Origin of the sequence: Niastella populi (genome assembly GCF_002078015.1) — a bacterium.
Lineage (GTDB): Bacteria > Bacteroidota > Bacteroidia > Chitinophagales > Chitinophagaceae > Niastella > Niastella populi.
The window spans coordinates 70,460-83,420 of record NZ_LWBP01000199.1; the positions used below are offsets into that span (position 1 = coordinate 70,460).

At 42.8% G+C, this 12,961-nt stretch carries 4 protein-coding genes; 1 reads left to right on the top strand and 3 read right to left on the bottom strand.

Translation table 11 applies throughout. The features are described from left to right. Positions 1–11: 11 nt before the first annotated feature. Positions 12–1,619 (top strand): DUF5689 domain-containing protein, encoded by a 1,608-nt coding sequence (locus A4R26_RS21845; RefSeq protein WP_165760373.1) that lies wholly within the window; start codon positions 12–14, stop codon positions 1,617–1,619. A 210-nt stretch (positions 1,620–1,829) separates the two neighbouring features. Here the strand turns inward: A4R26_RS21845 and A4R26_RS21850 are convergent, their stop codons facing one another. From A4R26_RS21850 to A4R26_RS21860, 3 genes are read right to left on the bottom strand one after another with little or no spacing between them, the layout of a single operon-like run. After that, the gene (locus A4R26_RS21850) at positions 1,830–2,225 is read right to left on the bottom strand and encodes a hypothetical protein (protein ID WP_081168490.1); all 396 of its coding nucleotides are present in this window, start codon (positions 2,223–2,225) and stop codon (positions 1,830–1,832) included. A 12-nt stretch (positions 2,226–2,237) separates the two neighbouring features. Further along, positions 2,238–8,327: a DUF6443 domain-containing protein gene (locus A4R26_RS35475; RefSeq protein ID WP_081168492.1), complete on the bottom strand. Its 6,090-nt coding sequence runs from the start codon at positions 8,325–8,327 to the stop codon at positions 2,238–2,240. Between the two features lie 34 nt (positions 8,328–8,361). Then, entirely contained in the window at positions 8,362–12,243 is a 3,882-nt protein-coding gene (locus A4R26_RS21860) for a DUF5977 domain-containing protein (protein WP_081168494.1), read from the bottom strand. Between the last annotated feature and the right edge of the window lie 718 nt (positions 12,244–12,961).

A 12,961-nucleotide genomic window follows, 5' to 3' on the forward strand; every position in this document is an offset into this window, starting at 1 on the left:
AAATCATGAAGATGAAATATTTAGTAAATCTTTTATTAATAATAAGCATAGCTGCGGTATCAAACAGTTGCACCAAAACATACAAGAATTATCCGGGAGGTGAGCCTAACGACGTAGGGGCTATTCTGGATGTGCGCCCGCTTTATAAAGACCAGGATGTGGTGCTTTCAAAAGACAATTTGTATGGTGCTTCCAAACTGGCCGTGGTAGTTATATCGGACCATACGGAAAAAAATCTTCCTGAAGGCCTGCTGGTGGTTCAGGATAACCGCCGACTGGGTTTGGTAAGAGGAATTTCCATTGAATTGGGCGCTGCTGCGGCCAAATATCATACCGGCGACTCCCTGCTGATAGATATCACCGGCGGTACATTAACGCGCAAAAATGGCATTTTATTGATCACCGGCCTTACTGAATCGAATTTTACCTCCAGGGGTAAAGGTGCGGTTGCTATCAACGCCATAACAATTGCTCAGTTGCAGGCCAAACCTGAAAACTATGAAAGCACGCTTTGCCTTTTCAATAAAAGCAGTTTAAATCCTGCGCCGCAACCGGGCGAAGTGATCAGCGGTACCAAAAAGATCAATGATGGTTTCGGTGACCTGGTAATGTATACCGACCCCGCTGTAAGCTATGCGCAAAAAACGCCTAACGCACTGGGGGCCTATGTAGGCATCCCTTTCGGTACTCCCGAGGGATCGATACAATTCAGAACAAGAAATGAAGATGATATAGTTAATATGGGATCATCTGCACAGGACCTGCTTATAACCGGCATCCAAAGCGACCCCAAAGGCGGCGACGGCGGTTATGAATACGTACAAATGATGGCAACTAAAGATATAGACTTTACCGTTACACCGTACAGCATCGTATTCTGTGGCAACGCAGGCACTGCCAGTTCCAACACACCGCTCGATGCGGGCTGGGCTACCGGCGGGCAACGCACTATTAAGTGGGATATCACAACAGGCGGCGTACAAAAAGGAAAGTTCTTTTATTTTGGCTTCCAGGGCAAAAAGATCAATGGTTCGGCAGGCGCTCATTCCTTTCCGGCTACCACAAACTATTATCAAAAAACGTTTACCACCAGCGGTACAAATCCCAATAAAGGGGATGGCGGACTTGTTCGCGCAAGTGCGTTCAGCACCTCGGGCCCCTGGCCCAATAGCGGAAATACCTGTGGGGTAGCCATCTTTAAAGGAACTACCGTTACTGAAACTTCGGTGCCTGAAGATGTGCTGTTTGTGGCTACAGGCGGCGGCGCCGCTGTGTATGACGCTAACAAAACCCCCACACTGGGTTACAGGATCTGTAATAACGACTGGTACTCTATGTATTCGGTAAGTATAGATCCGGTTACCTATAAACCTGTGGTTGTGCCTTATTTGCATTACCGTTCCAATGGGAATACCAACAGTATGCCTTATCCTGTAAATGAAGCGCACCCGACTGCAGCTACCGATGCCGGTTTGTTTAGTATGATGGGAGGTGTTTATAATGTTACGCTTGGCCGGTGGACATCCGCACGTAAACAGGTGGTGGTGGAATTGTTTCAGGCTACCGCTACTATTGACACATTGGAATTGCATGAAAGTGTAACGAAACTGGTGGAGTGATTTGATCCGTCCTTTATAAATTAAAGGGGCTGTCTCCTAATTTTGACAGCCCCTTTCTATGTTTGCGAAGCAAGAAGCTTGCTAATTTCAAAAGCGCCCGGCTTTAGGGTACCTTAGACTTCGTACTTGTACCTCTTACCTCCTACTTCTGTTCTTCTATGTTTAGGAAGTAACAAGGAAGTACGAAATCACAAATCACAAGTAGGAACACTATTCATAAAATCTCATTATATAAATTAAAAAAATAACTATTGCAAAATTCAGGAATAAATACGAAAGGCCAATAGCTCTTCCAACTTCTGCAACTTTCGAATCTTTATACGATTTTATTGATTTGGCCAATGTGTTCTTTTTAAAAATAACATTGACCAGAAAGTAAACTAATAGTGGCAATAAATAAAGCAAGAAAAATTTGCCGTCTGTGAAGTCTAGCCTTTCTTTAAAAAAAAGGGAATTTGCAACTAATACAATTTCTACAACATTTATTGCAACTGCAAATGTTATTAAGACTTTTGCTCTTCCAAAATGATTAAATCTGCCACGTTTAGTACCAGCAAGATCTTCTGTAGTTTTATATGCAATAAACATTATTAGTTCTCTGCTCATATTAAAACATTTTTACCACTTACTTATTTTATCTGCCACCCAATCTGTTGCGCCAAATGCATCTAAAACACCTAATGCCACTCCTGTAATTGGATTTGAAAAGCCAATTGCGAATATTGTTGTCTTAACCAGAACTTTCACATAAGCAGCTTTTACTTCCTGCGGACTCGCATTGGGATTGGTTAAAGCATTTACAAAATCCGTTCCTGCCACACCGGCATCCAGCGCACCTGAGGCTGTTCCAAGTATTTTAGCACCTAATGACAATCCTCTTAAAGCCTTTGCTGTTGCCACTGCCCCCCCTTTTACTGCTCCATCTGTTGATTTCTTGGCAATATTAACCAGGGCTTTTGCGCCGCCAGCTGCACCGTTATCAACTATATCGGCTCCAACCCCAATGATATCGTTGGTTTTGGCTGTCGCCTCAGGAAGTACAGAGGAGGAAGGCTCGCTTTCCTGGCTTTTCTTGGTTACAGATGCTTTAGCTTCAGGCTTTTTAATTACAGCAACAAATTTATCATTATATTTTTGATGTGGTACAATTTTGGGATCGGTGGTTTGGAAATCAGGCGTATTAGTCCATGCATCTACCCCATCTGCCCCGGGAATAACAGTTATATCGCCTGCCTTGATCTCCATCACCCGGTCATATGTATCCTTATTTCTAACCCTTGCATAAACTTTTCCATTTCTTGTATAAATGTCATCGGTTGGCGACATTCCGTCAGGATCAATAAATCTTAATGGATTATCAAATGCATAATTATAGGGCGAGTGCCGCCTCATGGCATCAGACTTTGGATCGATAGTATGCCATCTGCCAACTTGAGGATCGTACATCCTGGCCCCAAAGTCATACGCTTCTAAACCCGATCCATCTTTAAACTCGCCGGACTGGTGCTCTTTATCGCCGAACTTCAGCTTGTTCTCGACATAATTGGGTTTAAATGCTTTTGCCGAAATACCAGCCATTGTAAGACCAAATGGCTGATAGTGTGTTTCCTCTGCCAGCGGGCCGGTATAATGCTTTACAAACAGGTCGTCAAAATATACATCCCAGAACTGAGTTTCATTACTTACATAAACATAAAGGTATCCATTTTTGGTTATGGGAATATCATTTTTTAAAAGGGGAAGCACCTGGTCTGGGTCTTCAACAGGCAGCGCATAACTTTGAGGGTAAGTCTTCACATAATTGAATTGCTCATCCAACAGGATCCAGTTCAAATATGCTTTGGGTTTATTGGGAACATCCGGATTATTGGTTTGCCTGAACATATTTACTATACCCAGTAACGGGCTCACAGCCGGATTGCTTAACGTGGCAAGTGGACCTTTTGCTCCACCAGCCGCTGACGATACACCGCCAGCCAGTGATGAAAAGATATCATTCACGGCGCTGCTGGTGGTATTTCCACTTCCATTACTCCGGTATAAATATTTAACTCCAACATCTACTTTATCACCGGCCATCACCTTTAATACAATACCCGGTCCAATTTTCTGACCGCTTCCATTTAACCTGGCAACAAACTGGTTGGCGTTGGGATTATTGGGATCTATCGGATATTGCGCAATCCCTACGCTACAGGAAGAAGCATCAATATTGCTGAATAATGCTTTTTCATCATCACGGATCTTATTATTCGCACCCATTTCCATAGTGGCCATATAATGGCGGGTAGTTTCTTCTTCGGTAAGCACCATGCGAATATTGCCCAGGTAGTCCTTCACAAAATAATCGTACTCAAAATGGGCTGGCGTTCCACTTACCGCAGCCACATATCGTATGCGGCCTTCCTCATGACTGATATACAGCAGTTTGTCTGAATATTCCTCGGTTACCAGGGCTGGATTATCATAGTCCTTACTTTCATACACAAACCCATTCAGATAAGTTGTAGTTGTTGTTACGGTTGTATTATACTGCTGCTTATTATACTCTACAGAAACATTTGGCTCTGTTACGATCTTCTGCAGTTTATTACCTCCGGCATCATATATGTAACTGATGGTTCCTTTCGAATTACCATTGGCATCCTTCACTGCAACCTGTTGCGGCAGGTTAAGGTAATTATATACAATTGCGCCATCTGTATTATCAGTAGGTGTTACACCACTATCTATGCGTTTGTTTTTATCCGTGACCATATTGCCATTGGCATCGTATCCATAATCATTGCCATTGCCATTTCTATCGGCAAAATCGCCCAAACCGGCACCTGCAGTTGTTGGTGAAGTACCTCCCTGCGCCGCGTCCGATACTGTTGCCAGTTTATTACTGTTGTCACCTTTATAGTAATTGTATATCAGATCATCAATTTGCTCGCTGCCAGAGATCTTATATCCCCATTGCTGCAAGCGCTTAATATTTCCATTGGCATCATATGCCTGATCTGGATGATCGCCATCACCCAGCTTTATATCGTAATTTACCTTGAGCTTATTCCACAGGTGGTCATCATCATTTTGTTGTATGAAATCACCTTTTAACAGGCGGCTGGCAGCATCATAGGTAAAATCATACTTACGGCGGATATCATCTCCATCACTTTTCCATAAAACACCGGCTATATCGCCATTTAAATAAGTCTTATTAAATGCATCCCCCGATTTGTTGGCCACTTTGTCGTACCCCAGTTCAAAACCAAATAATTTTCCATCGCTTGTCTGTCCTTCAACGGTTAAATACTGGCGGTTAGCACCCAATAACCAACCTCTTATATTATAATCATAGTCAATTGTCTGAAGCCCGGCATTGTTATTAAAGTCTGGTGAAAACGTTCTGCTTATTACCTGACCTACCGCATTGTATTTCATTTCTAGGATCGGCTTCCAATCTGAACCATTGAATTTTTTCTCAATAGATGTCAATCTTCGCAGATCATCATAATTATTCTTAGTGCCGATCTCATGGGTTTGCTGGTTTGAACCGATCCTGGTTTTCAGGTGACTTCTTAACACCTCACCCGAAAAGTTATATTGGTAGGTGACAACATCCATTTGCCCGGTATGATTTACCGTTTGCACCTGTATCACCCTTCCTTTCTCATCATACAAATTACAGGAAGTAATGTACCCCGACTGGCCCAGTACTTTTGTCCGCGTCCAGGCAACCTTCCCAATCACGTTTTCGCTTACCTGCAAAGGCTCAGGAAATTCCGAAGGCCCTGCATCCAGGTAACTACCATATCCACTAGCATTAAGCTGGGTAGTGTTAAAGCCACTAAGGCCATTATAATTATCATAGTGCTTTTCAGTTAAAAGTTCATTTGTATAAGCAGCCACATTAGGATACGACAAACTTCCTTTTGCCTGACCGCGATGATAGTCTGCATTATTGACAGGATCAGTTATCATGTATATTGATGTGCCCCGGTTTAAACCATCGTATTGGGTAACCAGCCATTGCATTGAATTAGGTTTTCGCATATTGCCATCCTGCAGCATTACCAAACGATCTCCTGCATCATATACCATTTGTACCGGCTCTGCACCCGGTAATTTTTTTATGATCATTCGCTTGCGGTCATCATATTCATACCTGAAGCACTGTTCAGTTTGAACATCTGCATTAGTTGAAAAATTCCAGCCACCCGCAATCAATAACTCAACACCTTTGGGCTGAACTACGGCGCGTAACATGCCAAGGTCGTCATATATATAATAGGTGCATAACCAACCGGTATGATCGCTGCCAGTGGCCCCATCGTCATTTGAGGCGGTTAACTGTACCTTTTTAAGAACAAGGTGCCCCTCTTTATCAGTAAATTCAATGATTTGCTTCCCTTCTTCATTGACCAATACATCTTTCACCAGCTGTCCCGGGTCATAGGCAGCACTGGTACTGATAGCGCCATAAAGGTCACCGGGTAAAGGATCATCTATTTTCCATGCTCTTACTGCATCCACAGTTGTATTGTACCAGTACTTATTTTCAGTACCCTTATTGTTGCCGGCCCAGTTATTTCCAGCTGGCATTATTTTCTCAACCCTTTCCAACGGTGAGGCTTCATAATTGATCTTGCCTTTATAAACAGTTTCACCCTGACCAAATACCGGACTTCCAGTATTATTATCACTGTAAAAAAACTGTTGCTGTGGGTTTACATTGGCTTTGAAAGCACCATCGTTCAATGAGGTATTACCGCCAGCCGTGTTTGCAGCAAATGGCAGGTTGATTACAGATTCATGGCTCATGGCATCATATTCCACCGGGCTTACCAGGTCAACCGGCGAATTGGATGCGCCGGTTACTAATGATCCTTTTTGAACCACCGTTTGAGAGGGTCTTCCCAGCTTATCAATATACTGGGTTGTTTCCTTCCCTTCGCGCAGGCTATGATTACGCATGTCCTGGTAAGTAATGCCCGGCTTAAAATATTCGTAGGTCCTGATAAAGTTATTATCTGATATTACAGTGCCGGGAGAAACAGTCACTACATTACTATAGGCGGTTTCAATACCGCAGGTAACTTTCAACCTGAAATATTGCGTGCCCGATACATCCGGTATCAGACTATTACCAATTGCATTCTCAACATCCTGGTATGGGTTAGCCGGGTTATCAGTTTGTTGCCACTGGTACTTATATAAGCCATTACAGGACCCGCCCCTTGGGAGTTCGCCCATTAGTAATCGCTGGTCGGGAAAGTAGAAAATATTACCTGCTTTTAAAAGCTCCGGAATAATGGTTATTGTAAACGTTTCTACAGCAAAGCTGCCAGCTGCATCTTCTACCCTTACCGATATATTATATACCCCTACAGTACCCGAACCGGGTTTTGCAATTAATTGCCCCTGGTTGTTATTAACAGATACGTACTGGACAAAGGATGGCAAACCTGATGGGAAAGACCAATTGGTAATAGGTAATGTGCCATTGCCGGCAGCAAACATATCAATGGTCTTTTGATCATTTTCCTGCAGGGATACATCCGGAATATTAGCTATTGAAGGCGGAACAATTGCTGAAATAACCAGGTTAAAAGTTCGCTGGGCACTACCGCCATGCTGATCGGTAACCGTTACAATAATTGGGTAGGTACCCGCATTAGCAGATGCCGCCTGACTAATAAAAATAACACCCGTTCCATTTCCATTATCAGTAAACGTAGTTTGATTGGGCTCACCGGAAATGGAGAGTGTCAGCACGCCGTTGTCTATATCCGAAGCGGTCACTGGTATAGAAAGCGTGGAGTTCACTGGCATGGAGAGATCAGTAAGCCCATTGATAACAGGCGCAGCATTCCCTGTTGTGGCAAATGCTTCATTTGACAAAAGCGACATATTATCGGGCGAAACAGCCTTTATTTTGTAATAATAGGTAGTGTTGCCAACCACTGCATTATCAACATAACCGGTAGTATTGGCCGGTAATGTGGCCAGCAATAAATAACTCACATTATTTCCGGTTGATCTGAATACCTGGTACTGAGTTTCCGCTACATTATTGTCAGTCCATTGCAGATTTATTTGCCTTGCAGTAACCAGGTTAGCAGTTAAGTTCTGCGGTGTTGGTAATAGCGGCTGTACATCAACTACTACGGTGTTCGTATACAAAAAATAACACGTTGAAATTAAATGAACCCTGTAATAAGTCTTTTGGGAAACAGGGCCAGGCGAGAAACTGGTGCCTGAACCACCTGCAGGATACCAGTTTTCATAATCGTATGAATACTCCCATTCGTAACCAATATTCTCATAATCGCTTCCGCCATGGTTGGTGGCAGGCGAACACTCAAGAGTGGCGGGCGTTTGTCCTGCCTTTATATACTGAAAAGTTGGATATGCCTGGCCGGGTGTAACCGCCATGATCGCAATTTCGGTTTCTGCATCATTGCCATTGCCATCTGATGCTGTAAGATAACCGGGGCTGCAATCGGCGTCAACAACGGTCCAAATGATGCTCACGGTCTTGGTACCTTGTCCACCCACGATGTACCCGCCCGATACCGACCACCATGCTTCATCGTTGTATGCGCCATCAAGCGTGTATGAATATGTTGTACCTGGGGTCACCATGGTAACCCAGCTACCCTGAGCAACCGCGCTTTGGCCAAGGACGGTAAACAGGAGGAATGCAATTAAATAACGTATCATAATTGCCTGTATAATGTTGTGTTATTGGTATTGATTATTTTATGATAACAAAGGGCACAGGAGACGCTCTGAGGTAATGTTGCATTTGCCATGAAGCAATGGTTTGCCACCATTGAATGTCCGTATTCCAATACGAGTCGGTCCTGTTCACTGTAACATTGTTTGCTATAAGGGCAAAATCATCACCACCACATCCTATTTCCATTTCCTCTTCGCCACTGTCATTATAAACCAGCGCCTGGGGATCAAGATGCACGTTTAAGATAACATCGTGTACAACGGCCCGCTGGGTGCAGGCTTCATCACTATAAAAACGGATATATAAATCGGCGCGCAATTCTTCGAGGATGCGTTCGTGGGGTTCTTCTTCTATAACAACATCAGTATAATTATCATACTCAAGCCGTGCATAAACAATTTGGATACAGGGACCATGCTGATCTACGTATGCCTGACCGTTTTGATTTATGTAATTCCGGGCCATTGCATTGGCCTCATCCTTGTTTTTGAATGAAACAAAAAGGCCCGGTGATAATAAATAATCCATTTTTCCACCCACATAACCCGGGCCACAGGTAGTTCGGGTAAATTCCTGAGTCAGGAGATCATTGCCGTATGCGGGCAAACAGTTAATGGGCTGCCCCAGATAGTTGTAACAAAAAGTCTTTACTATATTTTTATCCTGGTCGCGTACTACTGATAGGCGGCCAAAATCATCATATTCGTAAAAGACGGTTTTGCCATTCAGATCGGTTTCACTGGTCATGCCGCCAAGGGGAGAAAATGTATAGCTATAAATTTGAGTATTGGAGGGGAATACCCGCACATCGTCTATACCATCGCCTTCGGTAAGAGACATGTTATTATTAAATGCCTTACACATATACTTCCAGGTACCATTATCGTAATACCGGTAATCAACCAGGTAATTACGGGCGTCGGGTTTTGTAAACGGCACCTGAAAATCGCCGCTCAGGTACCGCCGGCCGCTATATGGGTGATCAATAGATGCGGATCCATTATCTTCAAACCCTTCACTAAAATATACCTTTACCCCGGACGGTACTGAATGCTGCGGGTTCACCAGCTTAACAACGGGATAACGTTGATTATACGCCCACTGATAATTTTCAACAGGGCCTGCAAACGGCCGTTTCTCCAACACATTACCTTTATTGTCGTAATTAAAATAATTAACCGGGCCGTATACAGCATCTACCGAAAGCGTACCGTTTGCATCGTCATAATTCGTATTGGCAACAGTGCTTACTGCTACCGGCTTTTTTGTTCTTAATTCATAAGTTGTCCGAGGCATAAATACAGGCCCGCCGAACTCCGCATAATCATTGATTGAAGCACCGGTAAGCAACTCCTGTCCATTTCTGGCAAGTACATTCCGCTGCTCCACTGTATAATTTACCATGTACCGGTCTGTCATTTTCCTGTACGGATTATTGGTATTACCGGTACTGAAATTATATGGGTACTTAAAAAGGGTTTTTGTTTCTTCCCCTTTTGAGTTACTGCTTTTAACCTCTACCAGATTATTATAACCGTCGTATGCATAGTTGGTTTCTTTTACCTGGCTGCCAGCTACTGTAGATATTGATTCTTCCTTTTCGTACCGCACTACGTTAGGGAAATAATATTTGGGACAGGCTGATGCCCTGTAACTGGCAGGTTGATCGTGGCGTTTAATGCGAACGGCCCTTATAAACCGGCTGTAATCGTCATATTCGTCCTGGTATTTATATTCAGATTTCTTAACCGGGTTTCCCTGGTTGTCATATAGGGTTAGTTCTTTTACCGCACCCCGGCGAAAAGAATTGTTGACATAAGGTATGGCATCCCAAAACGCCGGCGTTGCCGTTTCATAAGTAGGCTGATTGTCATTTGTACCGTTATCATAATTGGAAAACACATATTTTTTATAACTACCGTCGCGCCTTTTTTCAAAAACGGTAGAATAGGTTATATGGCTTTGAATCCTGTCGAAAGGCGTAAAACTGGTGGTACTGAAATAATATCCCCCACCCGATTTGTCATCGGTGTATTTAGGCCTGGGGATAGACAGCACCCCGGAGGAAGTGGAGCCACTGATGGCCGTTTTATAAATAAATTCGGTTTCATTGGCCAGGCTTCCGTCCTGCAGGTAATCACTGATCTTATGTACGCGTATACCACCGGTTACCAGGTTACCGCCAGCAGGCGTAACGCCAAAAGGCCAGCGGGTTATAGCCTGGGAATAATCATTTTCCTGGTATTCATATTTGCGATAGCCGCCTGTAGGGAAATATACTTTATCCAGCGTTTCATATTTTGCGTAGATAAAATCAGGCTCCCGGCTGTTATAATACTGGGTTTCAAAATCAGTTCTGCTGAGCGCATATGCTGTTTGAGTATTGTTGACAAAAAAGCGTTTGTTATTATAGAAACCCAAATGATCTACTTTGCCCGAACCGTATACCGGCAACTTGCCGCTGTTATAAACAAAAGAATATTTACTATTATATTTTCTGCCATCTGGTGATAATTCTTTTAAGGCGGTCAGCTTTAACCGCTCTGTTAAATTCTCAATATATTCAAAAGCAAATGACTTAATGACCTCACTGCCATTCTTAACCTGCAAACCGATGAGCTTTTGGAGATTGTTTTTGTCATTTATTACTGCTCCTACAATATCTCCATAGTTGGTAAAAGTTGAATGCGGAGTGAGGTCTCTCAATGGCAGATCGGTATTTAACTGATGCGAGTCCTCAGATTGCAATTCAATACTAGTATTATTACTGCAAACAATTTTTGTGAGGTACCAGGGCTCGGCCATTGACTGATGAAGATAACCAGGCATAAACCGGGTAAACGAAGTACCGGTGCCTTCGCCCCAGGGTGCATCGGCATATTGCAGTTGCAATTTTCCCTTTTTGTACTCAAAGTTTACTGTATAATTATCGGGGGTTTCAATTTTAGTGATAAGCCAGGCATCAGGAACAACGCTCAGATAGGTATTTCCGAAAATACCGAAAACGTTGCCGTCTCCATTACCACTGTATGCGCCAGTTGGGCCACGCCAGAATTCGACGTTTTTTAATTTATTGGATGCATCGCCGCCAAAATAATACCTGGTTCCATCGGGCCCCGTTATTACAATCTGGTATATCATTCTGGGAACAGGTACTGAGCCTTTTATAATATTGGTAGCCGGCGCCGTTACCTCCACCATAAAATTGCCGCCGGGTGATTCACACTTCCATTCACCGTTGTGGTTAAGATAAAATTTACCCGATACATTGCCCACCGAAAAATAAAATTCGTCGGGTTCAAAATCATAGTTTCGGCTAACATCAAAAGCAAGCACAGGATCCTGAGTTACAGTATTATTATCCAGGTTAGTAATAATCCTCATTCCCGGCAATTGCTCATCAGCAGGTATTTTGTTCAATGTATTGAAGGTATAATCATAAGAAGCCCAGTTGCTGTTATTTAATTTGCTATAATTATTAATATATCCAAAATCATTTGAAGTAAGTATTTGAACTGAAGTGCTGGTTGTATAAGCACTACCGCCCGAAATAGTAGTATTAATGATGGTGTACGATTTGGTTTCCCTTAGCTCATCAGGTTTTCCATTAACTACCCGCGACACCTGACCGCCGATATTCAAATTCCAGCCCAACCCAACCCAGCTGGGAAGCTGATCAACCTGAATGGCGCGGGTGTTATAACTTAAATTTACCGGCAGGCTGTTCTTTCCAAACTGCAGATCATACAAGGGGATATTCAGTGTAGATGTACCTGTGTATGGATTGTTATCCTGTCGCATATCCACCAGGTTCCAGCCGATATTTGGAGAAGGGTGCACAGAAGTATACTGTGCGCATAAGTGACCTAACGGCAATAGGATCACTAAAAAGGACATAAGAATTCGTTTTCCTTTACATGTAACCATACAATAGTCTATTTTATATTATACCCGATTCGTGATTTTGTTGAATAAGATGCCGGCACCGCTGAATAAATTATGAGCAGCGGCGAAGTCTATTTTTCTATAATTGTTTAGGAGGTTTTGCTTTCCTTTTTTTATCCAATAGACGATCAGCTTCGCTTCCAGAAATGTCCTGTGCAATTGGGCGGGGAATAAGTTTTAATAAAATGAACATAATAAGCAGCAGTTTGCATACTATTTGGGCAATGATATGAGTTAATGGTTAGGTATTTATAAACGGTGTAACGTTGGCTGCTACGCGCTTACAATATGAATATAGGTTGAATCCAAATGAGGTGTGTTAACTGGCTATTAACAATAACTGGAGATTAATAAGTGCGCATTTTTAGCAATAGACGTGTTATTTTAAGCAATAACCGTGTAAGACATATTATTTATTTACATATACAAAATGAAAATACCGGCTGCAAAAAAACGCATGCAGACGGGAACTTGTCATCATGTAATTCCGTTTAACCCTACGGAAAGATTTATGGAGATAAATAGGAACAACCTGTTTGCTTACCCATTACAGGAAGCCAAGGCCGTGACTAAAAAGCATTATAATTTTTCGTTTTTTCTCTCAGCAAATCGATGTAAACACCGTTTATTTAGCAAGTCGGACAAGTTTGGTTGCCTAATGAGTAATTCG